Annotated in this window: 26 protein-coding genes; 18 read left to right on the plus strand and 8 right to left on the minus strand. The window is 73.0% G+C overall.

Annotation, left to right across the window (positions count from 1 at the left end; translation table 11 throughout):
• Positions 1-16: 16 nt before the first annotated feature.
• Positions 17-184 carry a hypothetical protein gene (locus ASC60_RS42370; protein WP_199831083.1) on the minus strand — a complete coding sequence of 56 codons (168 nt, stop codon included), beginning with the start codon at positions 182-184 and terminating at the stop codon, positions 17-19.
• 256 nt (positions 185-440) lie between these two features.
• Between ASC60_RS42370 and ASC60_RS29860 the strand changes: the two genes are divergently transcribed.
• The 4 genes from ASC60_RS29860 to ASC60_RS29875 all read left to right on the plus strand — a co-directional run bounded on the left by ASC60_RS29860 (position 441) and on the right by ASC60_RS29875 (position 4,559).
• Positions 441-1,751 (plus strand): NYN domain-containing protein, encoded by a 1,311-nt coding sequence (locus ASC60_RS29860; RefSeq protein WP_055556366.1) that lies wholly within the window; start codon positions 441-443, stop codon positions 1,749-1,751.
• Between the two features lie 73 nt (positions 1,752-1,824).
• Positions 1,825-2,844 (plus strand): ABC transporter ATP-binding protein, encoded by a 1,020-nt coding sequence (locus ASC60_RS29865; protein ID WP_370592978.1) that lies wholly within the window; start codon positions 1,825-1,827, stop codon positions 2,842-2,844.
• Between the two features lie 153 nt (positions 2,845-2,997).
• Positions 2,998-3,822: an ABC transporter permease gene (locus tag ASC60_RS29870; protein ID WP_107097198.1), complete on the plus strand. Its 825-nt coding sequence runs from the start codon at positions 2,998-3,000 to the stop codon at positions 3,820-3,822.
• A gap of 59 nt (positions 3,823-3,881) precedes the next feature.
• A complete protein-coding gene (locus ASC60_RS29875; RefSeq protein WP_055556370.1) occupies positions 3,882-4,559 on the plus strand; it encodes a hypothetical protein in 678 nt (225 codons plus the stop codon).
• Positions 4,560-4,592: 33 nt separating this feature from the next.
• On the opposite strand, the gene ASC60_RS29880 is transcribed toward ASC60_RS29875, so the two are convergent.
• Positions 4,593-5,618 (minus strand): LacI family DNA-binding transcriptional regulator, encoded by a 1,026-nt coding sequence (locus ASC60_RS29880; protein WP_055556372.1) that lies wholly within the window; start codon positions 5,616-5,618, stop codon positions 4,593-4,595.
• A 204-nt stretch (positions 5,619-5,822) separates the two neighbouring features.
• On the opposite strand from ASC60_RS29880, the gene ASC60_RS29885 reads away from it, so the two are divergent.
• The 6 genes from ASC60_RS29885 (at position 5,823) to ASC60_RS29910 (ending at position 11,636) form a co-directional block, all read left to right on the plus strand.
• A complete protein-coding gene (locus tag ASC60_RS29885; RefSeq protein WP_055556373.1) occupies positions 5,823-6,842 on the plus strand; it encodes an asparaginase in 1,020 nt (339 codons plus the stop codon).
• Positions 6,835-7,713 carry a polysaccharide deacetylase gene (locus tag ASC60_RS29890; protein ID WP_055556375.1) on the plus strand — a complete coding sequence of 293 codons (879 nt, stop codon included), beginning with the start codon at positions 6,835-6,837 and terminating at the stop codon, positions 7,711-7,713. The genes ASC60_RS29885 and ASC60_RS29890 overlap by 8 nt, the downstream gene beginning before the upstream one ends.
• A 215-nt stretch (positions 7,714-7,928) precedes the next feature.
• On the plus strand, positions 7,929-9,284 hold the full coding sequence (locus ASC60_RS29895) for an MFS transporter (protein WP_199831084.1): 1,356 nt from the start codon (positions 7,929-7,931) through the stop codon (positions 9,282-9,284).
• Between the two features lie 36 nt (positions 9,285-9,320).
• Positions 9,321-10,100, plus strand: coding sequence for an SDR family NAD(P)-dependent oxidoreductase (locus ASC60_RS29900; RefSeq protein ID WP_055556377.1), 780 nt, complete (start codon positions 9,321-9,323; stop codon positions 10,098-10,100).
• Positions 10,097-10,840 (plus strand): SDR family NAD(P)-dependent oxidoreductase, encoded by a 744-nt coding sequence (locus ASC60_RS29905; protein ID WP_055556379.1) that lies wholly within the window; start codon positions 10,097-10,099, stop codon positions 10,838-10,840. Before ASC60_RS29900 ends, ASC60_RS29905 begins: the two co-directional genes overlap by 4 nt.
• 100 nt (positions 10,841-10,940) lie before the next feature.
• Positions 10,941-11,636, plus strand: coding sequence for a hypothetical protein (locus ASC60_RS29910; protein ID WP_055556381.1), 696 nt, complete (start codon positions 10,941-10,943; stop codon positions 11,634-11,636).
• Between the two features lie 66 nt (positions 11,637-11,702).
• Here the strand turns inward: ASC60_RS29910 and ybaK are convergent, their stop codons facing one another.
• Genes ybaK through ASC60_RS29925 form a run of 3 tightly spaced genes read right to left on the minus strand, consistent with a single transcriptional unit; the run spans position 11,703 to position 14,604 of the window.
• A complete protein-coding gene (gene ybaK / locus ASC60_RS29915; protein WP_055556383.1) occupies positions 11,703-12,215 on the minus strand; it encodes a Cys-tRNA(Pro) deacylase in 513 nt (170 codons plus the stop codon).
• Positions 12,216-12,233: 18 nt separating this feature from the next.
• Positions 12,234-12,974 carry an LON peptidase substrate-binding domain-containing protein gene (locus ASC60_RS29920; RefSeq protein ID WP_055556385.1) on the minus strand — a complete coding sequence of 247 codons (741 nt, stop codon included), beginning with the start codon at positions 12,972-12,974 and terminating at the stop codon, positions 12,234-12,236.
• A 34-nt stretch (positions 12,975-13,008) separates the two neighbouring features.
• On the minus strand, positions 13,009-14,604 hold the full coding sequence (locus ASC60_RS29925; RefSeq protein WP_055556387.1) for a hypothetical protein: 1,596 nt from the start codon (positions 14,602-14,604) through the stop codon (positions 13,009-13,011).
• Positions 14,605-14,761: 157 nt separating this feature from the next.
• Here ASC60_RS29925 and hisD point away from each other — a divergent pair, with 157 nt between their 5' ends.
• The 8 genes from hisD to hisF are packed head-to-tail and all read left to right on the plus strand — an operon-like array spanning position 14,762 to position 20,574.
• The gene (hisD, locus tag ASC60_RS29930) at positions 14,762-16,087 is read left to right on the plus strand and encodes a histidinol dehydrogenase (protein WP_055556389.1); all 1,326 of its coding nucleotides are present in this window, start codon (positions 14,762-14,764) and stop codon (positions 16,085-16,087) included.
• Positions 16,088-16,101: 14 nt separating this feature from the next.
• Positions 16,102-17,208 (plus strand): histidinol-phosphate transaminase, encoded by a 1,107-nt coding sequence (locus ASC60_RS29935; protein ID WP_055556424.1) that lies wholly within the window; start codon positions 16,102-16,104, stop codon positions 17,206-17,208.
• Entirely contained in the window at positions 17,205-17,798 is a 594-nt protein-coding gene (gene hisB, locus ASC60_RS29940) for an imidazoleglycerol-phosphate dehydratase HisB (protein WP_055556391.1), read from the plus strand. The genes ASC60_RS29935 and hisB overlap by 4 nt, the downstream gene beginning before the upstream one ends.
• Positions 17,799-17,963, plus strand: coding sequence for a hypothetical protein (locus ASC60_RS42375; RefSeq protein WP_055556393.1), 165 nt, complete (start codon positions 17,799-17,801; stop codon positions 17,961-17,963).
• Positions 17,954-18,604, plus strand: a complete 651-nt coding sequence (gene hisH, locus ASC60_RS29950) for an imidazole glycerol phosphate synthase subunit HisH (protein ID WP_055556395.1) — start codon at positions 17,954-17,956, stop codon at positions 18,602-18,604. Before ASC60_RS42375 ends, hisH begins: the two co-directional genes overlap by 10 nt.
• Before the next feature lie 49 nt (positions 18,605-18,653).
• Positions 18,654-19,385: a bifunctional 1-(5-phosphoribosyl)-5-((5-phosphoribosylamino)methylideneamino)imidazole-4-carboxamide isomerase/phosphoribosylanthranilate isomerase PriA gene (gene priA / locus ASC60_RS29955; RefSeq protein WP_055556397.1), complete on the plus strand. Its 732-nt coding sequence runs from the start codon at positions 18,654-18,656 to the stop codon at positions 19,383-19,385.
• Positions 19,382-19,807, plus strand: a complete 426-nt coding sequence (locus ASC60_RS29960; RefSeq protein WP_234357194.1) for a RidA family protein — start codon at positions 19,382-19,384, stop codon at positions 19,805-19,807. Before priA ends, ASC60_RS29960 begins: the two co-directional genes overlap by 4 nt.
• Complete coding sequence (gene hisF / locus ASC60_RS29965) at positions 19,804-20,574, plus strand: imidazole glycerol phosphate synthase subunit HisF (RefSeq protein WP_055556400.1); 771 nt, start codon at positions 19,804-19,806, stop codon at positions 20,572-20,574. The genes ASC60_RS29960 and hisF overlap by 4 nt, the downstream gene beginning before the upstream one ends.
• 60 nt (positions 20,575-20,634) lie before the next feature.
• Here the strand turns inward: hisF and ASC60_RS29970 are convergent, their stop codons facing one another.
• The 3 genes from ASC60_RS29970 to ASC60_RS29980 form a co-directional block, all read right to left on the minus strand.
• Entirely contained in the window at positions 20,635-21,645 is a 1,011-nt protein-coding gene (locus ASC60_RS29970; protein WP_055556402.1) for a CU044_5270 family protein, read from the minus strand.
• The gene (locus ASC60_RS29975) at positions 21,642-22,283 is read right to left on the minus strand and encodes an RNA polymerase sigma factor (RefSeq protein ID WP_079038710.1); all 642 of its coding nucleotides are present in this window, start codon (positions 22,281-22,283) and stop codon (positions 21,642-21,644) included. The genes ASC60_RS29970 and ASC60_RS29975 overlap by 4 nt, the downstream gene beginning before the upstream one ends.
• An 88-nt stretch (positions 22,284-22,371) precedes the next feature.
• Positions 22,372-22,737: a MerR family transcriptional regulator gene (locus tag ASC60_RS29980; RefSeq protein WP_055556403.1), complete on the minus strand. Its 366-nt coding sequence runs from the start codon at positions 22,735-22,737 to the stop codon at positions 22,372-22,374.
• Positions 22,738-22,782: the final 45 nt, after the last annotated feature.

Consider the following 22,782-nt stretch of genomic DNA (forward strand, 5'->3'; position numbering starts at 1 on the left):
CGCTCATGGGCGGCGGTCAGTTGTGGCCGAAGCTCTTCTGGCGGCTCTTCCGCGCCGTCGAAGGGGCACCCTCCGGCCGCATCTGCTGCGGCTGCGCTTCCATCGAGGACTGCTGCGCCTGGTCGGCCTGACCGCGGTTCTGCCGGCTCTGCTGCTTCCGATCGCGGTTCTTGTTCTTACCCATGGTGGTGTGCCTCCAGTTGGGATCAGCCCCCGGGAAGAACAGTGACACGCCTTGGTGACCCGTGCATTTCGGGCAATTACCGTGAGTGAGAAGGGCGGTCCTGCCGAGGAGGCCGTATCCGCCACGCCGGTGATCCAGTTCGGACTGATAACCCCCGTACGGTCGGGCAGACTCGAAGGGAGGACGAAGAAAAGATTCGGGGCACGGCTGTGTCGGGGGGCGACCGACGACTGGACTTCAGGAAAGAGGGTGGAACGTGGACCGCTGCGTCGTCCTGGTGGACGCCGGTTATCTGCTGGGCGCCGCCGCGAGCCTGCTGGCCGGGGAGCCCGCCCGCTCCCGCATCTCCGTCGATCACGCGACTTTGATCCAGGGCCTGCGGGAGCGCGCCGAGGCCGACACCGAGCGCCCGCTGCTGCGCATCTACTGGTTCGACGGCGCCCCCGACCGCGTACCCCAGCCCGAGCACCGGCGGCTGCGGGTGATGCCCCGGGTCACCGTCCGGCTCGGCGCGCTGACCCGCAGCGACGGCCGCTGGGCGCAGAAGGGCGTGGACGCCGCCATGCACGCCGAGCTGACCGAGCTGGCCCGCAACCGCGCCTGCTCCGACATCGTGCTGGTCACCGGCGACGGCGATCTGCTGCCCGGACTGATGTCGGCCAAGGAGCACGGGGTCGCCGTCCATCTGTGGGCGGTCCAGGCCGCCGACGGCGACTACAACCAGTCCGAGGACCTGGTCGCCGAGGCCGACGAGCGGCGCGTCCTGGACCGGGCGTGGATCACCCGGGCGGTGCGTGCCAAGGAGCTTCCCGGGCCCTGCGCCCCCACCACCGAGCCGCGTCCCGAGATCGCCGCCATCCTCGCCGCCCCGCTGCCGGAGACCGCCGCGGCGGCCGCCGCGGCAGCGGCCGGCGAGTCGCCCGCCGGGCGCAACGGCACGGCGCGGCCCGCGGCGGGCACCCCGGGCGCCGCCGCCCCCGCGCCGTCCGGGCAGGACGCCCGGACGGCGCCCGGCCCGGCCCCCGCCGCCGGGCAGGACGCCACGACCGGGGGCGGGGCCAGAGGCGTGCCCACCCCGAAGGACCTTGCGGGCCTGGGCCGCGGGCCCGGCGGCCCCGCCGCACCCCAGCCGGCCCCCAGCGCCACCCTCCGCTGGTCCTCCGACAAGGGCTGGATCGACCGCGGCCCGGGCTCCGGGGCGGGCGAGCCGCCGGAGACCGCCAATCTGCCCATGCTGGCCCAGCTCACCAGCGCCGAGCAGCGCTGGGCCGACCGCGAGGAGGACATCACCGCGGTCAGCGGCGACCCGTTCGAGGTGGGCCAGGTCTTCGCCCGCCGCTGGATCGAGCGGCTCTCCGACGCCGGGCACCTCCACCAGCTGTCGACGGAGTACCCGCGCATCCCGCACCGCATCGACGGCGAGCTGCTGCGCTACGCCGCCCGCTTCGGTCTGCTCGCCCACAAGGACGACCAGATCGACGAGCACGACCGCTACGCCATCCGGGCCGGGTTCTGGCGCGAGATCGACGTCCGCAGCGCCGCCGAGCACGCCCCGGCGGGGGAGTAGGCCCCGCGGGCCCCGGGCGGGACCCGGCCCCCGCGGACGGCTCCGGGTGTTCGGGCGCGTACCCTCATAGCTCGTGAGGACGGGCGCGAAACAGGCGACGGCAGGCGATGTGGTGTGCACCGTGCGTGGCCTGGTCAAGACCTATCCCGCGGCGCGTGGCCGCCGCGGTGCGCCCGCCACGCCCGAGGTCCGGGCCAGTGACGGCATCGACCTGGACGTGGTGCGCGGTGAGGTGTTCGGGCTGCTCGGGCCCAACGGCGCCGGGAAGTCGACCCTCGTACGCCAGCTCACCGGCCTGCTGCGGCCCGACGAGGGCCAGGTGAGGGTGCTCGGCCACGACCTCGTACGCCACCCCGAGCGTGCCTCCCGCCTCCTGGGCTACCTGGGTCAGGACTCCACCGCGCTGGACGAGCTGACCGTCGCGCTCGCCGCCGAGACCACCGCACGGCTGCGCGGGCTGGACGCGCGCGCCGCCCGCGCCGAGCGGGACGCGGTGATCGAGGAGCTGGGGCTCACCAAGATCGCCGGGCGGCCGCTCAAGAAGCTCTCCGGCGGTCAGCGCCGGCTGGCCTGCGTCGCCGCCGCCCTGGTGGGGGAGCGGCCGCTGCTGGTGCTGGACGAGCCGACCACCGGGATGGATCCGGTGGCGCGGCGCGCCGTCTGGGCCGCGGTGGACCGGCGGCGGGCCGAGCGCGGGGTGACCGTGCTGCTGGTGACGCACAACGTCATCGAGGCCGAGACCGTGCTCGACCGGGTCGCGGTGCTCGACCGGGGCCGGGTCATCGCCTGCGACACCCCCGCCGGGCTCAAGGAGATGATCGCGGACGAGGTACGGGTGGAGCTGGTGTGGCGCGCCGAGGCGCCGCTGCACATCCCCGGGGTAGCCGCGCTGCGGGACGCCGCGCACGCCTCCGGGCGGCGCTGGACCCTGCGGCTGGCCCCGGACGCGGCGCGCGCCGCGATCGCCACGGTGACCGGCGGACCCGCCTTCGCCGCGCTGGACGACTTCACCCTCGCCACGCCCAGCCTGGAGGACGTGTACGTGGCGCTGGGCGGCCGTACGGAGGGCGCGGAGGGGCTGGTGAAGACGTGAGGGACGGCAGGAGGGGAACGCGACCGTGAACGCGACCGTGAACGCGACCGTGATCATGTCCGTAACCAAGCCCGTGACCAAGCCCGTGACCAAGCCAGACGGAAGAGGAGCAGCGCAGACGTGAGTGTCGTGCCCGCCCAGGCCATGCCCGGCATGCCGAAGTCCGGTGCGCCGGCCGGTGAGGCCGGTGGCGCCGTGCCCCGGCCGGCCGACGGCGTTCCCGCCCCGCTCGCGGCCTCCGCGCGGCTGCTGCCCGCGCTGGTCGCGGTGTACCGGGCGCAGCTGTCGCGGGCGCGGGTGGCCCGGATCCCCCTGCTGTTCGTCGCGACCTTCCAGTCCGTCGGGATCATGGTCCTGATGCGCGGTGTGGTGGACGAGGGCGGCGGCGCGGCGCGCTCCGTGGTGGCCGGGTCGAGCGTGCTCGTCGTGGCCTTCGTGGCGCTCAACCTGCTCGCGCAGTACTTCGGCCAGCTCCGGGCGAGCGGCGGGCTCGACCACTACGCGACGCTGCCGGTGCCGCCCGCCGCGGTGGTGCTCGGCGCGGCCGCCGCGTACGCCTCCTTCACCGTGCCCGGGACGGCCGTCACCGCGGTCGTGGGCAGTGTGCTGTTCCAGCTGCCGCTGGGCCACCTGTGGGTGCTCGCCGCGGTGATCCCGCTCTCCGGCGCGGCTCTCGCGGGCCTGGGCGCCGCCCTCGGACTGCTCGCGCCGCGCCAGGAACTGGCCACGCTGCTGGGACAGCTGGGGATGTCGGCCGCGCTGCTGCTGGGGGTGCTGCCCGCCGCCCGGATGCCGGAGGTGGTGTCGTACGCGCGCGATCTGCTGCCGTCGACGTACGGTGTGGAGGCCTTGGCCCGGTCCTTCGACGGGCAGCCCGACTGGCTGGCGGTCTGCGCCGACCTCGGGGTGTGCGCGGGGGTGGCCGTGGTGTCGCTCGCGGCGGCGACCTGGGCCTATCGCCGGGCCGCCGTGCGGTGACGCGCCGCAGTGAACCTCCCGCCGACCGAAGTACACCATCCACCTGGCACGATGACGGAGTGACCGCACCGTTGACGCCACATGATCAGCCCTCGCCGCACGACAACTCCGAGCACGGACAGCCCGCACCGGGCGAGCCCGCCGCGCAGGGTCATCCCGAGCCGTATCCCGCAGGGGGGTCCGAGCACGCCGAGCACTCCGAACCGGGGGAGGAGCTGCGCGCCGAGCTGGTGCAGGCATCCGTGGTGGCGATCGCGGTGGCGGTCGCGGGGGTGCTGCTCGGGCTGCTGTGGCTGTGGCTGGCGCCTCGGGTGGGGCTGATCTCGGACGGCAAGGCCGTTTATCTGAAGAACTCGGAGGGCGAGGACGCGGTCGGCGCCGACGGGGTGTTCGTGCTGGGCGCGCTCGCCTTCGGCCTCGTTTCGGCGCTGCTGACCTTCCTGTTCTGCCGGCGCGGCGGGGTCGCCCTGGTGGTCGGGCTGGCCATCGGCGGCGTCCTCGGCTCGGTGATCGCCTGGCGGCTGGGCGTGTGGCTCGGGCCGTCCACGGACGTCGTGGCGCACGCCCGGCAGGTCGGCAAGGGTGTCACGTTCGACGCCCCGCTGAAGCTGAACGCCAAGGGCGCGCTGCTGGCGTGGTCGGTGGCCGCGATGGTCGTGCACCTGGCCCTGACCGGCCTGTTCGGTCCCCGCGACGAGGAGCCGGAGACCTACTACCAGGCCTCGACCACGGCGTAGCCGGCGGCCCGGTGCCGCTGACGCCGGTACGTCCTACGGCCTCGGCGCGCTGGAGGCGCGGACGACCAGTTCCGGGCGCAGCCGCTCGGATTCGACCGCTTCGCCCTCCAGCAGCCGGGCCAGCAGCCGCAAGCCCCGGCGGCCCATCTCCAGCATCGGGGACCGGACGGTCGTCAGCGGCAGCGGCAACTCCGCCGCCAGCGGGGTGTCGTTGAACCCCACCACCGCCACATCGGCGCCCGCCCGCAGACCCCGGTCGCGGAGGGCGCCGATCGCGCCGATGGCGGCGAAGTCGTTCACCGCGAAGACCGCCGTCGGCGGCTCCGGCGTGTCCAGCAGCCGCGCCGTGGCGGTGTGCCCGCCCGGCACGTCGAAACGGGAGTGCGTGATCCGGTGGTCCGGGATCGGCAGCCCCGCCTCCCGGTAGCGGTCCACCAGGCCCGCCGTACGGTCGATGCCGGTGCTCGCGTACGGCTCGCCCGCGACGACCGCGACATCGCGGTGGCCCAGCTCCAGCAGATGCTCGGCGACCAGCCGACCGCCCAGGTAGTCGTCGCAGGTCACGGACGGATGTCCGGCACAGGTCCGGCTGACCAGGACGAACGGGATACCGCGCCCGGCCACCTCGGCCAGGAAGTGCCCGTCCGCATGGGCGTCGCCGAAGATCATGCCGTCGACGCGCCGGCCGATGACCATCTTGGTGCGGGTGCGCTGGGCCTCGGGGTTGTCGCCGGTGTTGGCGACGAACGTCGACAGGCCCTGCTCGGCGGCGGCCTCCTCGATCCCCTCGTAGATCGTGGCGAGCACGATGTCCGACAGCCGGGGGACCAGGACGCCCACCAGGTTGCTGCGCCGGGTGCGCAGGCTGGTGGCGTGGGGGTTGGGCTGGTAGCCCAGTTCGTCGGCGAGCCGGCGGACCCGCTCCACGGTGCCGGGCGAGGCGGCGCGCAGGCTCTCGTCCGGCTTGGCGTGCAGCACCCGGGAGACGGTCGAGACATGCAGCCCGAGCTGATCGGCGATGGTCCGCAGGGTGACCGGTCGTGATTGCTGCGTGCCCACTCGGCTCGGCCTCCGGTTGTCCCACCGCCGCACCCCGGACCCCGTTACGGCGAACGAACGTGATGGTAACAGCGAACCTCTTGACACCTGTGGCCGGTGACGCACATCCTACCCAAACGATTGCCCCAAACGTTTGGGTGCTGATTTGAGTCACGCAAGGCGCGCTTTCAAGCCATATGCCGCGCCACGTCAGGAGGAGGCCGGGTGCGCAGAATCGTCGTACTGTCGACGGGCGGGACCATTGCCACCCGCCAGGACGCCCAGGGCACCCGGCTCGCCGCCGACCCGGCGGACGCCCTGCTGGAACGGCTTCCCCGGCCCCCGGGGGTGCCGGTCGAGACGCGCGACGTCTTCTGCCTCGGCAGCTATCTGCTGACGCCGGCCGACATGCGCGACATCGCCGTGGCCGCCCACGAGGCGCTGGCCGACGAGAGCGTCCGGGGCGTCGTGGTGACCCACGGCACCGACAGCCTGGAGGAGACCGCGTACCTCCTCGACCTGTTCCACTCGGACCCCCGGCCCGTGGTGTTCACCGGCGCGATGCGCCCGGCGGACGCCCCGGACGGCGACGGCCCGCGCAACCTCGCCGACGCCATCGCCGTCGCGAACGCCGCCAGCGCCCGGGACCTCGGCGTCCTGATCTCCTTCGACGGCCGGATCTACCCCGCGCGCGGCACCCGCAAGACCCACACCCTGGCCCCCGCCGCGTTCGCCGCTCCCGACGGCGGTCCGCTGGGGCGGGTGGCCGACGGCGAGGTGGAGGTCACCGCGGCGCCGCTGCGCGCCAAACCGCTCGACCTCGCGGCCTTCCGCCTCGAGCGGCCCGAGCGCGTCCGTACCGACATCGTCGCGGTCTACCCCGGCTGCGACATCCGGGCCCTGCGCGCGGTGGCCGACGCGGGCGCCCGCGCGGTGGTCCTCGAAGCCACCGGCGCGGGCAACGCCAACCCGCAGGTCGCCGCCGAGGTCGCCCGGCTCACCGGCTCCGGCGTCGTGGTCGCGCTCTCGACCCGCGTCCACGCGGGTCCGGTCACCGCGGTGTACGGCAACGGCGGCGGCGCCGACCTGGTCCGGGCCGGGGCCGTTCCCACCGGCACCCTGCGCCCCTCCCAGGCGCGGGTCCTGCTCACCGCCCTGCTCGGGTGCTACGGCGACCCGGCGCGGGTGCGGACCGCACTGGAAACACCACTGGAAACACCATTGGAGAGGAACCAGCATGGCTAAAGAGATCTTTGTGGCGTTCGGCGTCGATGTCGACGCGGTGGCGGGCTGGCTGGGCAGCTACGGCGGCGAGGACTCGCCCTGTGACATCTCCCGCGGCCTGTTCGCCGGGGAGGTCGGAGTGCCGCGGCTGCTGCGCCTGTTCGAGCGCAAGGAGCTGCGTACCACCTGGTTCATCCCCGGCCATTCCCTGGAGACCTTCCCCGACCAGACCCGCGCGGTGGTCGACGGCGGCCATGAGATCGGCGCCCACGGCTACTCGCACGAGAACCCGATCGCGATGACCCGGGCTCAGGAGGGCGCCGTCCTGGACCGCGGCATCGAGCTGATCGAGAAGGTCGCGGGGCGCCGCCCGACCGGCTATGTCGCCCCCTGGTGGGAGTTCTCGCCGGTGACCAACGAGCTGCTGATCGAACGCGGCATCGCGTACGACCACTCCCTGATGCACAACGACTTCACGCCCTACCACGTGCGCGTCGGCGACAGCTGGACGAAGATCGACTACTCGCGGCCGGCCGAGGAGTGGATGAAGCCGCTGGTGCGCGGGGAGGAGACCGATCTGGTCGAGATCCCGGCCAACTGGTACCTCGACGACCTGCCGCCCATGATGTTCGTCAAGGCCAGCGCCAACAGCCATGGCTTCGTCAGTCCGCGCGAGCTGGAGCAGACCTGGCGCGACCAGTTCGACTGGGTCTACCGCGAAATGGACTACGCGGCCTTCACCATGACGATCCACCCCGATGTCTCTGGCCGCCCCCAGACGCTGCTCATGCTGGAGCGGCTCATCGAGTACATCAGCGGCCACGAGGGTGTCCGCTGGTCGACCTTCGACGAGATCGCCACCGACTTCAGGACCCGCTCCCCCCGGACCTGATCTCCCTCCGCACTCCCCATCCCCCGGCTCCGCTCCCCTCGCCATCAGCCCGCACGCGCGGTCACCCCGCGCCGGGCGCGGCACCCTCCCCGCGCGGCAGATCACCCGCCGCCCGGCCCTCACCCCCGGCCGACGAAGCATCCCCTCCCCATCTCACCGCGACGGCGCACCGCGTCGGCGCGGCGAAACCCCGCTTCCGACAAAGGGCTTCCGTCATGACCACCGTCTCCTCCCACAGCACAGACAGCTCCCGACCCAGATCCCCCCAGGCCCCCGCCCGGCGACTGCCGCGCATCGGGGTGCGCGCCACGCGCAAGGCCACCGCCATCGCCTTCTGCGCCTGGGTGTTCGCCGTCTACGACTACATCCTGTTCGGCACCCTGCTGCCCGAGATCTCCGGCCGCTTCGGCTGGAGCGAGGAGCGGGCGGCGCTGATCTCCACCCTGATCTCCGTCGGCACCGCCGTCGTCGTCCTCGGCGTCGGCCCGCTCGTCGACCGGCTCGGCCGCCGCCGGGGCATGATCCTCACCGTCTCGGGCACCGCCCTGGCCTCCGCCGCCTCGGCCGTCACGCCCGGCGCGGCCTATCTGGTCGGGGTCCGCTCGATCGGCGGTCTCGGCCTGTCCGAACAGGCCGTCAACACGACCTATCTGAACGAGGTCTACGCCGTCACCGAGGACGAGGCGATCAAGAAGCGCCGCGGCTTCGTCTACAGCCTGGTGCAGTCCGGCTGGCCGGTCGGCACCTTGGTCGCGGCCGCGTTCGTCGCCGTCTTCCTGCCGCTCGTCGGCTGGCGCGGCTGCTTCCTGCTCGCCACCTTCCCCGCCGTCGTCATCGCCCTGCTGCGGCGCGGCCTGCCGGAGACCCCGCAGTTCGAACTGGAGAAGCGGCTGCGGGCCCTGCGGAAGGAGGGCAAGGAGGCGGAGGCGCGGCAACTCGCCGCCGAGTACGGCGCGGACGAGACCGCAGGTACCCCGCTGCTGGAGATCTTCCGCGGCCGGGCGCGGCGCAACACCCTCGTCCTCAGCTTCGCCTGGCTCGCCAACTGGTTCGGCATCCAGATCTTCAGCGTGCTCGGGACGACGGTGCTCACCAAGGCCAAGGGCGTCAGCTTCGAGGGCTCCCTGCTGCTGTTCATCGTCATCAACGCCGTCGGCTTCGCCGGATACCTCTTCCACGGCTGGGCCGGTGACCGCTTCGGCCGCCGCAATGTCATCGCCTGCGGCTGGATCCTCTCCGGTGTCCTCTTCGCCCTCATGCTCACCGTCGCGCACGGCACCGGGGCCGTGGTGGCGCTCTACTCCCTCGGGATGTTCTTCCTGATCGGCCCGTACGCGGCGATGCTCTTCTACATGGGCGAGTGCTACGACACCCGCTGCCGCGCCACCGGCACCTCGTTCATCAACGCCTTCAGCCAGCCCGGGGCCGTCATCGCCGGTGCCCTCGCCACCACGATGCTCGCCTCCGGCGCCCACTGGGACCAGACCGCGCTGCTCATCGGCGCCGCCGGAACCTTCCTCTCCGGCTTCGTGATGTTCGCGGCCCGCCGGGTCGACACCGTCGAAGCCTGATCCCCCGCAGCCCGCACCCCACCAGGAGTCTCCCCAGTGCTACAGAACGATCAGCCCGAGCGGCCGGTCGCCGTGATCACCGGCGCGGCCAGCGGTATCGGCCGCGCGCTCGCCGTCACCTACGCCCGCCGCGGCGTGCGGACGGTGCTCGGCCACTACCCCGGCGACCCCCACGACCCGGACGAGACCGTCACGCTGGTCGAGGCGGCGGGCGGCACCTGCGTACGGCACGAGGTGGACGTGAGGGATCCCGCGGCGGTCGAGGCGTTCGCGGAGACCGCCCTCACCGCGTACGGCCGCCTGGACATCGCCGTGGCGAACGCCGGGGTGCTGCGCCGCGCGCCGCTCGCCGAACTCACCGACGACGCCTGGGACGACATGCTCTCCGTCGACCTCACCGGGGTGCTGCGCACCCTGCGCTCCGCCGCCGGGCGCATGTCCGGGCCGGGCGCGATGGTGGCCGTCTCCTCCATCGCGGGCGGCGTCTACGGCTGGGGCGACCACGCCCACTACGCCGCCGCCAAGTCCGGAGTGCTGGGGCTGTGCCGGAGCCTGGCGGTCGAGCTGGCCCCGCGCGGAATCCGCGTCAACGCGGTGATCCCCGGGCTCATCGTCACCCCGCAGTCCGCCGACCCGGTCAACTCGCTCGGCCCCGACGGGCTCGCCCGCGCCGCCGGTTCCATTCCCTGGGGGCGGGTCGGCAGGCCCGAAGAGGTCGCCTCCGCGATCGCCTATCTGACCTCGGGGGACGCCTCGTACGTCACGGGGCAGAGCCTCGTGGTGGACGGCGGACTCACCGTGCGGATGCCCGCATGACGGCCGGCGCGCTGCAGGGGCGCACCGCCTTCGTCACGGGCGGGGCCAGTGGCATCGGCCGCGCCATCGCGGCGGCCTACGTGCGCGAAGGCGCCCGGGTCGTGATCGCCGACCGCGACGCGTCCCGCGCCGCGGCGGCCGCCGCCGGGACCGGCGCGGCGGGGCACGCCGTCCTGGACGTCACCGACCCGGCCGCCGTCGAGGCCGTGACGGACGCGGTGGCGGGGGAGTACGGCGGCATCGACATCCTGGTCAACGCCGCGGGCATCCTCACCGAGGCGCCCCTGACCGAGATGGACCCGCGGCTGTGGTCGGAGACCATCGCCGTCGACCTCACCGGGGTCTTCCTCTGCTGCCGCTACGTCGTACCGGGGATGGCCGAGCGCGGCTGGGGACGGGTCATCAACATCGCCTCCCAGCTCGGCATCAAGGGCGGCCGCTCGCTGTCCCACTACGCGGCGGCCAAGGCCGGGGTCATCGGGCTGACCAAGTCGCTGGCACTGGAGGTGGCGGAACGCGGCGTGCTGGTGAACGCCATCGCGCCCGGCCCCGTCGACACCCCGATGGTCGCCGGGATCACCGCCGAGTGGAAGGCCGCCAAGCAGGCCGAACTCCCCCTGGGCCGGTTCGGCCGCCCGGAGGAGGTGGCCCCCACCGCCGTCCTGCTGGCGAGCGAGCCGGGCGGCAACCTGTACGTCGGCCAGACACTGGGGCCCAACAGCGGCGATGTCATGCCGTAGCCGCGCCGGCTCACGAGCCGCCCTGGGCCGGACGTGTACCTCGGTCGGGTGCCGGCGGGCGGGAGACCTTGGGCGGCACCTGGACGGAGGAGGTGACGGGATGTGCGGGGCGTGTGGTGAGCGTGGGGCGTTCGACTGGGCCCGGGCCTGGACCACCGGGGTCGCCGCCCGCCGGGCGGTGGCCGCCGCAGCGGCCCGGGCGGCGGACCGGCGCGGGCTGCGGGTGACCGCGGGCAGCGGCGGGTGGCTGGTCAGCGGGCCCACCGGGGCGGCCACCGCCTGCGACGGGCTCGGCGCCCTCGTCGCGGCCGTACGGCGCTGGGCCGGGGACGGCGAGCCCGCGCCCTGGGACCCGGGACGGCCCTCCGGGCCGCTGTCGGTGCCGGGGGAGCCGGACCGGCGTACCGGGGTCGTGCTGCGGGTGGGCCCCGGCGGCGCCCGCTGCCCCGACGCGGCGCTGGACGGGCGGCCCGGGGAAGCGGCGGTGGTGGACTGCGAGACCACCGCCCGCGCGGTGCTGGCCGCGCTCGCCTCACCCCGCTGGTCCCCGCGCCGCTACCTGGAGCGGGTGGAGGGCGTCTTTGCGCCCTGGGGGCACCCGGTGGACGATACGGCCCCGCAGCGCCCCGAACTGGCCGCCGACCACCTGGTCCGGCTGGAGTGGACGCGCCAGAGCGGACGGCTGGACGGCACGGCCCTCGCGGCCCGCGGCCCGCTCGGGCCGGGCGCGGAATACGACGTGGAGATCCGCGACGGACAACTGGTGCGCGCCCGGACCCGCTACGCCGTCCGCTAGCGCGTGCCCCCGGCGCCGCGGGCCGGCCCGCGGCTCGCGGGTCCGGCGGGACGTGGCGGAGAAGCCCTATCCGTCGAAGCGGGCGATCGGCGCCACCACCGCGTCGGTCAGCGCCGCCAGGTCCTTCGGGGACAGCTCGACCTCCAGGCCCCGGCGGCCCGCCGAGACGCAGACCGTCTCGTGGCCGTCGGCGGAGGCGTCCAGCGCGGTCGGCAGCCGCTTGCGCTGGCCGAGCGGGGAGATGCCGCCGCGTACGTAGCCCGTGGTGCGCTCGGCCGCCGCCGGGTCCGCCATGGTGGCGCGCTTGCCGCCGACCGCGGCGGCGAGCGCCTTGAGGTCGAGCGAGGCCGATACGGGCACGATGGCGACCGTGAGCCGGTCGTCGACGCTCGCGATGAGGGTCTTGAACACCCGGCCCGGCTCCACGCCCAGCGCCCGCGCGGCCTCCTCGCCGTACGAGGGGGCGGCCGGGTCGTGGTCGTAGGAGTGCACGGTGAAGGCCGTGCCCGCCGCGGTGAGGGCGGTGGTGGCCGGGGTGCCGGTGGACCCGGAGGAGTTCTTCTTGGCCTTCTTCGCCATGGCTGAAGTGAGTCCGCGTCAGTTGGGGCTGGTGGGGTGGCGGGTGAGGTCGACGGCGGGCAGGGACGGGAGCTTACCGATGACCGCGCTCTCGGAGCGCAGCATTTTCAGCTCCTCGGCCAGCCGGCTCGCCGTGTCGGGCGCCTGGAGCAGCCGCTGCTTGGCCGGGGTGTCGAGCACGGCGGCGGCCGCGACCAGATAGGAGAGCACCGAGGGCTCGCCCGGCAGGTCCTGCTCGGCGGCGAGGGTGCGCTCCCGGGCGCCCGCCAGCCGCTTCTGGTACGTGCGGAAGGCCCGTACCACCCCGGAGGCCAGTGCCCCGGCGCCGTCGCCCGGCTCCTCCTCCAGCTCGTTGACCTCGCCCATCAGGTAGGGGCCCGCGGAGTCCACGGACAGCAGTTCGAACCGGGTGGTGCCGGTGGCCAGCACCTCGAAGGTGCCGTCCTCCTGCTCCCGGATGGTGGCCGCGTCCGCGACACAGCCCACCCCGTAGAACGACTTGGCCGGGTCCGGGCCGAAGCCCGCGGCCGGGCCCCGGTCGGGCGTGGGCGCCGACTCCGGGAGGCCGATCGCACTGGGTGCGACCTCGTGGCCGTCCCTGATGGCGATCACCCCGAACCGGCGCGGGGCGTCCTCGGGAAGCGCCGAAAGATCGCGCATCAGGGAGCGGTACCGCTGTTCGAAGACGTTCAGGGGCATGACGAGCCCCGGGAACAGCACCGTGTTCAGCGGGAAGAGCGGAAGGCGCGCGGAGGTCACGGGGTGTAAGCCTAATGGCCTCACGCGCGTCTCTTCACTGACGGCGCAGCAGCCGGGAGGCACCGGCCGCCACGGTGGTGGCCAGCACCCAGCCGAGCAGGATCATCACGATGGACGCCCACTGGATCGCGCCCGCGGGTTTCCAGTAGCCGTCCTGGCCCAGATCGATGACCGGGATCAGCAGGTCGAGCGCGTAGAGCGAGGCGTTCCAGTGCGGGGTCTCACCCGGTTTGATGGCCTCCGGTCTGTTGTGCGCGAAGAACACCGAGCCGATGGCCCACAGCACCGCCATCCACACCGCCGCGCGGCCGGGCCGGTAGCCGTAGGCCACCGTCCAGTCCTGCAGATAGCCCCACATCTTCCCGGCGAGCGGCAGCGTCTCGCGGCGCCGCCGCTGCTTGGCGAGCAGCACCTCGCGCGCGTCGGCGTCCTCGCCGCTGGCCCGCATCGTGTTGGCCAGCATCTCGTACGGCTCGGGCGCGTACTCGGGGGTCGCTGCGGCCACCCACTCCAGCCGCCGGGACAGCGGGAAGTGGCCGCGCGGGATCAGGTTCTCGTAGCAGAAGCCCGCCATGGTCAGCCCGCCCGGGCCCGGCCAGCTCACCGACCTGTCGACCAGGTTGACCACCCGGGCGCCGGAGAGGATCACCCGCCCGCGCTGCGGCCGCTCGCCCAGGAAGCGCAGCTCGGGCGTCTGCACCCGGCGCAGCGACAGCTCCTGGTCGTTCTCCATGACGAAGCGCGCCTGGTCGAAGTCGATGGCGTCGCCGATCCGCCCGTCGTCCAGCCGGATCCCGCCCTCGCATTCGAAGCGCTGGATGCGGGTGCCGCGGGTCGGCGTGCTGGTGGTGCCGTACGGCGGCGTCGAACCGCTGGAGTAGGTGCTCACCCCGCCCGCGGTGAGGTACAGGCTGCGCTCGACGGTCAGCTGCGGCGCGTTCAGCGCCCGCCGCCCGTACGGATTGCGCAGCCGGCTGCCGCGCAGACTGAGCGACACGCCGATCTGGGCCCCGCGCAGACTGATCTCGCCGTACGACTCGATCATGTCGGCCTGGAAGTCCTGGGCCACGGTCAGCCCGTCGGCCGTGATCGACATCCCCCGGCGGTCCCGGCGCACGATCAGCTGGTTCAGGAGTAAATCGGTGCCGATGTGGGCGTCGGTGAGCCGGATGCCGTGGTCGACCACGCAGCGCGGCAGATGCAGATCGCCCTCGGTGCTCAGCCGGGCCGCCTCCAGCCGGGGGAGCGAGCAGCCCACCAGGCGGAGCGTGGTGAAGTGGGATTCCGGCAGCAGCACCTCCCGCTCGAAGCGGCAGTTCTTCAGCTCCACATACGGGTCGATGGTGCCGCCCGCCAGGTCGAGGGTGCCGGTGATGTGCACCCCGTTCAGCTTGAGCGCCGCCACCCGGCCCGGCTGGGCGGGCGGCCCGTCCAGCAGCAGCAGGGCCACGACCCGGGCGCGCACGCTGCGCTCCGGGCCCCAGGCGTACGGGCCGGAGGGGTCGTTCCGCTGGGGGTGGGAGGTGCGCAGATCGTGCGTACTGCCGTTGCGGAACGCCTGCCACATGCCCCACTCGGCGGTGGTCAGGTCGAGCCCCGGGGGAGGATCGCCGTCGTGTGGCTCGGTCACAGCCGTGTCGCCTCCTGTCCTCCGTACTCCCCGTACGGATCCCCATGCCCGCTGAGTAACCGCTTGAACGCCAACGGTCAGGATCAACTTAGGGGGTCCGTATCACTCACTGATACGGGGGGCGGGACGCCGGAACAGGTCTGAGACAATTGATCGCGTGATCTCCCGTATCGATCTGCGCGGCGCCGCCTTCCCGGGCGGCGGCATCGACCGCGACCTGCTGCCCCGTGCCGAACTCGACGTCGAGGCCGCCCTGGAGAAGGTGCGGCCCATCTGCGACGACGTGCGCCATCGCGGCACCGCTGCACTGATCGAGTACGCGCATCGGTTCGACGGCGTGACCATGGAGCGGGTGCGGGTGCCCGCCGAGGCGCTGACCCGCGCCCTCGACGAGCTGGACCCGGCCGTGCGCGCGGCCCTGGAGGAGTCCGTCCGGCGGGCCCGGCTGGTCCACCGGGAGCAGCGGCGCGCCGACCACACCACGCAGGTCGTGCCGGGCGGCACGGTCACCGAGCGCTGGGTGCCCGTCGAGCGGGTCGGGCTGTACGCACCGGGCGGCCGGTCCGTCTATCCGTCGTCCGTTGTGATGAATGTGGTGCCCGCGCAGGAGGCCGGGGTCGCCTCGATGGCCGTCGCCTCCCCGCCGCAGGCGGAGTTCGACGGGCTGCCGCACCCCACGATCCTGGCGGCCTGCGCGCTGCTCGGCGTCGACGAGGTGTACGCGGCGGGCGGCGCCCAGGCGGTCGCGATGTTCGCGTACGGCACCGAGGAGTGCCGTCCGGTCTCCATGGTCACCGGGCCCGGCAACATCTGGGTCGCCGCCGCCAAGCGGCTGCTGAAGGGCCGCATCGGCATCGACGCCGAGGCGGGCCCCACCGAGATCGCGATCCTCGCCGACGCCACCGCCGACCCGGTGCACGTCGCCGCTGACCTGATCAGCCAGGCCGAGCACGACCCGCTGGCCGCCTCGGTGCTGGTCACCGACTCCGAGGAGCTGGCGGCCGCGGTCGAGAAGGAGCTGGAGGTCCAGGTCGCCGCCACCAAGCACGTCGAGGACCGCATCGCCCCGGCGCTGGCCGGGCGGCAGTCCGGCATCGTGCTGGTCGACGGCCTCGACCAGGGACTCGCGGTGGTCGACGCGTACGCGGCCGAGCACCTGGAGATCCAGACCGAGGACGCGGCGGCGGTCGCGGCCCGGGTGCGCAACGCCGGGGCGGTCTTCGTCGGCGCGTACGCGCCGGTGTCGCTCGGCGACTATGCGGCGGGCTCCAACCACGTCCTGCCCACCGGCGGCTGCGCCTGCCACTCCTCCGGCCTGTCGGTGCAGTCCTTCCTGCGCGGCATCCACGTCGTGGACTACACCCGCGAGGCACTGGCCGAGGTCGCGGGGCATGTGGTGACGCTCGCCGACGCGGAGGACCTGCCCGCGCACGGCGCGGCGGTGAAGGCACGCTTCGACTGGAAGGTACCTGGGAGCAAGTGACCGGCAACCCCTCTGTGTCCCCTTGGGACGAGCTTCCCATCCGTGACGAGCTGCGCGGCAAGTCCCCGTACGGCGCGCCGCAGCTGGACGTCCCCGTACGGCTGAACACCAACGAGAACCCCTATCCGCTGCCCGAGCCGCTGGTGGAGCGGATCGCCGAGCGGGTCGCCGAGGCGGCCCGCCAGCTCAACCGCTACCCGGACCGGGACGCGGTCGAGCTGCGCACCGAGCTGGCCCGCTACCTCAGCCGTACGGCGGGTCTCGCGGTGGGGCCCGAGCAGGTGTGGGCGGCCAACGGCTCCAACGAGGTGCTGCAGCAGCTGCTGCAGACCTTCGGCGGGCCGGGACGCACCGCGATCGGCTTCGAGCCCTCGTACTCGATGCACGCGCTGATCTCGTGCAGCACCGGCACCGGCTGGATCTCCGGCCCGCGCAACGACGACTTCACCATCGACGTCGGGGCCGCGTGCCAGGTGATCGCCGAGCGCAAGCCCGACGTCGTCTTCATCACCTCGCCGAACAACCCGACCGGCACCGCCGTCGGGGCCGAGACGGTGCTCGCGCTGTACGAGGCGGCGCAGGCCGCCAAGCCGTCGCTGGTGGTCGTGGACGAGGCGTACGCCGAGTTCAGCCACCGCCCGTCGCTGCTGCCGCTGATCGAGGGCCGCCCGCGTCTGGTGCTCTCCCGGACGATGTCCAAGGCGTTCGGCGCCGCCGGGCTGCGGCTGGGCTACCTCGCCGCCCACCCTGCCGTGGTCGACGCCGTCCAGCTGGTGCGGCTGCCGTACCACCTGTCCGCCGTCACCCAGGCCACCGCGCTGGCCGCCCTGGAGCACACCGATACGCTGCTCGGGTACGTCGACGCGCTCAAGACCGAGCGCGACCGGCTGGTGCGGGAGCTGCGCGCCCTTGGCTGTGACGTGACCGACTCGGATGCCAACTTCGTCCAGTTCGGACGCTTCGAGGACGCCCACGCCGCCTGGCAGACCCTGCTGGACCACGGCGTGCTGGTCCGGGACAACGGCGTACCGGGCCGGCTGCGGGTCACCGCGGGCACCCCGACCGAGAACGACGCGTTCCTCGACGCGGTTCGCGAGCTGATGAAGGAGAAGAGCGCATGACCCGCGTGGGCCGCGTGGAGCGCACCACCAAGGAGACCTCGGTCGTCGTCGAGATCGACCTCGACGGCACCGGCCAGGTCGATGTGTCGACCGGCGTCGGCTTCTACGACCACATGCTCGACCAGCTCGGCCGCCACGGCCTCTTCGACCTCAACGTCAAGACCGAGGGCGACCTGCACATCGACACCCACCACACCATCGAGGACACCGCCCTCGCGCTCGGCGCCGCCTTCAAGCAGGCGCTCGGCGACAAGACGGGCATCTACCGCTTCGGCAACTGCACCGTGCCGCTGGACGAGTCGCTGGCCCAGGTGACCGTCGACCTCTCCGGCCGCCCGTACCTCGTGCACACCGAGCCGGAGAACATCGCGCCGATGATCGGCGCATACGACACCACGATGACGCGGCACATCCTGGAGTCCTTCGTCGCCCAGGCGCAGATCGCCCTGCATGTCCACGTGCCCTACGGGCGCAACGCGCACCACATCGTGGAGTGCCAGTTCAAGGCGCTCGCCCGGGCGCTGCGGTACGCGAGTGAGCGCGACCCGCGCGCCGCGGGAATCCTCCCCTCCACGAAGGGCGCCCTCTGAATGAACGGGCTGTCGACCGCCTTCATCCTGCTCGGGCTGTTCCTCCTCGGCGGAGTCATCTCCTTCGCCAAGCAGGGCCTGCCCAAGGGGGTGATCGTGCTGCTGGGAGTGGGCGCCACGATGTCGCTGCTGGCCGGGGTCCTTCGGCTGGAGGTATGGAATTGAGCACCAGCGCGAAGAACGTGATCGTTTTCGATTACGGCTTCGGCAATGTCCGCTCCGCCGAGCGGGCCCTCGCCCACGTCGGCGCGGACGTCGAGATCAGCCGCGACTACGACAAGGCCATGGCGGCCGACGGCCTCCTCGTCCCCGGCGTCGGCGCCTTCAGCACCTGCATGAAGGGGCTGCGCGAGGCGCGCGGCGACTGGATCGTGGGCCGCAGGCTGGCCGGAGGCCGCCCGGTCATGGGCATCTGCGTCGGCATGCAGATCCTCTTCGGCCGCGGCATCGAGCACGGCGTCGAGGCCGAGGGCCTGGACGAATGGCCCGGCACCGTCGAACCGCTGCGCGCCCCCGTCGTCCCCCACATGGGCTGGAACACGGTCACCGCGCCCGGCGACTCGCGGCTCTTCGCGGGGCTGGACAAGGAGGAGCGCTACTACTTCGTGCACTCCTACGCCGTCCGCACCTGGGAGCTGGAGGTCGGCAACCCGCACATGGCCGGTCCCAAGGTCAGCTGGACCACCCACGGTGAGCCGTTCGTGGCCGCCGTGGAGAACGGCCCGCTGTGGGCCACCCAGTTCCACCCCGAGAAGTCCGGCGACGCCGGGGCCCGACTGCTGCGCAACTGGCTCGACACGCTCTGACCGGCCCGTCCCGCCCGTACCCGCTCCGTCCTCACCGTAAGGTTCCCGCATGCCAACGCACCGCCTCGAACTCCTCCCCGCCGTCGACGTCCGCGACGGCCAGGCCGTCCGCCTCGTCCACGGCGAGTCCGGCTCCGAGACGTCGTACGGCGACCCGATGGAGGCCGCCCTCGCCTGGCAGCGGGCCGGCGCCGAGTGGCTGCACCTGGTGGACCTCGACGCCGCCTTCGGCACCGGCGACAACCGCGAGCAGATCGCCCAGGTCGCCCGCGCCATGGACCTCAAGGTCGAGCTGTCCGGCGGCATCCGCGACGACGCCTCGCTCGCCGCCGCCCTCGCCACCGGCTGCACCCGCGTCAACCTCGGCACCGCCGCCTTGGAGACCCCCGAATGGGTCGCCAAGGTCATCGCCGAGCACGGCGACAAGATCGCCGTCGGCCTCGACGTCCGCGGCACCACCCTGCGCGGCCGCGGCTGGACCCGCGACGGCGGCGACCTGTACGAAACCCTCGCCCGCCTCGACTCCGAGGGCTGCGCCCGCTACGTCGTCACCGACATCGCCAAGGACGGCACCCTCCAGGGCCCCAACCTGGAGCTGCTGCGGGGCGTCTGCGCCGCGACGCCCAAGCCCGTCGTCGCCTCCGGCGGCGTTTCCTCGCTGGATGACCTGCGCGCCCTTGCGACCCTGGTACCGGAAGGTGTCGAGGGCGCCATCGTGGGCAAGGCGCTCTACGCCAAGGCGTTCACCTTGGAAGAGGCGTTGGAGGCGGTATCCGCATGACCTCACCCGAAAGCTCGGCCGAGATGACGGCGCGACGGGTCCAGACCGGCAGCCCCTGGGAGGAGAGCATCGGCTTCGCCCGGGCCGTCGCGGCCGGGGACCTGGTGATCGTCTCCGGCACCATGCCGCTCGCGGAGCGCGGCGTACTGGAGGGCGAGGGCGATCCGTACGAGCAGACGCTCGCCGCCTTCGGGCACGCCCTCGACGCGCTGAAGAAGTTCGACCTGGGCGTCGAGTCGGTCATCCGCACCCGCATGTACCTCACCCACGCCCGTGACGTGGACGAGGCGGGCCGCGCCCACAAGGAGATCTTCGACGCCGTACGCCCCGCCACGACCCTCGTCGTGGTGTCCGGCTTCGTCGACTCGCGCGTGCTGGTGGAAGTCGAACTGGAAGCATTCCGAGGAGCCCGAGCGTCATGACCCTGGCGGTCCGAGTCATCCCCTGCCTGGACGTGGACAACGGCCGGGTCGTCAAGGGCGTCAACTTCCAGAACCTGCGGGACGCCGGTGACCCCGTCGAGATGGCCCGGATCTACGGCCAGGAGGGCGCCGACGAGCTGACCTTCCTCGACATCACCGCCTCCTCCGGTGACCGCGAGACCACCTACGACGTGGTGCGCCGCACCGCCGAGCAGGTCTTCATCCCGCTGACCGTGGGCGGCGGCGTGCGCACCCCCGAGGACGTCGACAAGCTGCTGCGCGCCGGGGCGGACAAGGTGGGCGTCAACACCGCCGCCATCGCCCGGCCCGAGCTGATCCGCGAGATCGCCGAGCGCTTCGGCAGCCAGGTCCTCGTCCTGTCGGTCGACGCCCGCCGCTGCCCGGCCGGCACGGAGACCGCGTCCGGCTACGAGGTCACCACCCACGGCGGCCGCCGCGGCACCGGCATCGACGCCGTGGAGTGGGCCCACCGCGCGGCCGAGCTGGGCGCCGGGGAGATCCTGCTGAACTCGATGGACGCCGACGGCACCAAGGACGGCTACGACACCGCGATGATCGAAGCGGTGCGCAAGCACGTCACTATCCCCGTCATCGCCAGCGGCGGCGCGGGCAAGCTCGCCGACTTCGCCCCGGCGGTCGCGGCGGGCGCGGACGCGGTGCTGGCCGCCTCCGTCTTCCACTTCGGCGACCTGCGCATCGGCGAGGTCAAGGGCGCGCTGCGGGACGCGGGGCACCCGGTCCGCTGAGGACGTGACGCACCGCGGCGGGGGCACCGTACGGTGCCCCCGCCGCGGTGCGTATCAGCGTTACGGCCGCTCGCGGTAGTGGTCGACTATCCCGCGCTTCAGGACGGCGAACTCCTCCAGCATGTCGCCCTTCTTGCCCGCCCCGAAGTCCTTCGTCCGGTAGCTGCGCTCGCCGAGGTAGGCGAGGCTGTGCCGGTCGAAGACCCACTCGGTGATGACCCCCGTCCGCTTGTCGACGCGGGCGATGCCGACCCCATGGCGGCCCGCCGCGTCCACCGCGTCATCGAGCCGCTTCACCCCGGGGATCTTCGCGGCTGCCTTGTAGAGGGCGGCGGCGTTCCGCGGCGGCATCACCGCTCCCACCAGGGAGCCGATCTGCTCGAAGACGGCCTGTGCCCTCTCCTGCCCCTCGTCCGCCTCGGTCATCCGGTACAGCTCCTTGAGCAGGACGTCCGGGTCGGTCGGCAGGGACGCCAGCCACTGGTACGTGGCACGGTTGATGCCCGCCGGAGACCCGCCCAGTTCGTAGGTGTTGCCGTAGTCACCGTTCTCATAGAACTCGCCGGTCTTGTGGATCCGCTTCACCTGTTGCGACTTCCAGACCTCGAGTTTGCTCAGCGGCTCCATGGTGGAGGAGCCGTCCTCCTTCATCTCGGCCCCGGCCGTCAGGCTCTTGACGTAGACGTACTGGTCCTCGCGCACCGGCTTGACGTCCGACTTCGCCGCGGTCCCGGCGATCCGGTCGAGCAGGACGGTGGCGGTCTCGTGGGACCGGGCGGTGGTGTCACCGGACGCCCCGCCCCCGGTGAAGGCGACGGCCAGCGACCCGGCCAGCGCCAGCCCCGCGGCGGGCATCAGCACGGCCGGGCGCAGCAGCCGCGGCCGGGCCTCCGGGCCCGTGGCGGTGTTCCGGCCGGCGGCGTCGTCGTCGATAAGTCGCATCAAACGGTCCTTGTGGTGGAGGTACGGAGCGGAGGGCACATCCCGCTCTCCCGGGACGGGAGGAAACAGCCGGGCAAGTTCCTCGCACGTCGTGCTCTCGTACGCGGTGTCCTCGCGCTCGGGCCTCATCGGGGGTCCTCCTGAAACTCCTGAAACGGCACGGCCGCGAACGCGGCCTCGCCCTGTACCTCTCCGCGGCGGCGCCGCGGTTCCTCCCCTTCTTCCGCGAGCCGCTGTTCGGCGAGCTTGCGCAGCCGGGCGCGGGCCCGGGACAGCCGCGAACGCACCGTGCCCACCGGAATCCCCATCGCCTCGGCCGCCTGCGCGTAGTCCAGCCCCGACCACACGCACAGCGCCAGCACCTCCTGCTCCCCGCGCCGCAGACGGCCGTACACCTCCCGTACGGCGGCCAGTTGGCGGGCGTCGTCGATCCTGCCCGCCGCCTCCTCCGCGAAGTCCGCCACCGGGGCGGGCGCGGGACGGCGGGCCAGAAAGGCCAGGCGGCGGCCGAGACCCCGGTTGGCGTTGCGCGCCTTGTTCGTCGCCACGCCCAGCAGCCACGGCTTCAGCGTGCCGTCGCCCGGCTCCAGTTGGTCCCGGCCGCGCCAGGCGTCGAGGAACGTGTCCCCCATCACCTCCTCCGCGACCGACCAGTCGCCGGTCAGCCGGAAGGCATGGTTGTAGACGCTCCGCGCGTGCTCCTCGTACAGCTCCGCGAACGCCTCGCGGTCACCCGCCCGTATCCGCTCGCGCAGGCCCTCAGTCATGTCGTTTACACCTCACACCCCTGCCTCTCCGCACGAGGTGCGAGGTTCCCGTGACCTGTGCCACACAAGGGGCGCGCGAGACCCCCGGCTAGTCGACCGGGGGCGACGCCGCGGCGATCACTTCGTCCAGGACGTCGCGGGAGCGGAGCAGGTCGCCGATCATCCGGTTGATGCGCTCCCGCTCCACGGCGAGGTCGGCCACCAGCCGCCCGCTGGCGACCCGGGACGGCCCGCCGTCCGAGTCCCGCATGCACGGCAGCAGTTGAGCCATCTTCTCGCTGCACAGCCCCGCCGCGTAGAGCTCCTGGATGCGGATCACCCGGTCCACCGCGCCCTCGCCGTACTCGCGGTGGCCGCCCGGGGTGCGCTCGGCCGACAGCAGGCCCTGCTGCTCGTAATAGCGCAGCGAACGCTCGCTCACCCCGGTGCGCCGTGCCAGCTCCCCGATCCGCATGCCGCACCCGCCCGTTCCCGACTTGAATCTGACACCTATGGCAAC

This window comes from Streptomyces sp. NBRC 110028, from assembly GCF_001417735.1.
Taxonomy (GTDB): domain Bacteria; phylum Actinomycetota; class Actinomycetes; order Streptomycetales; family Streptomycetaceae; genus Streptomyces.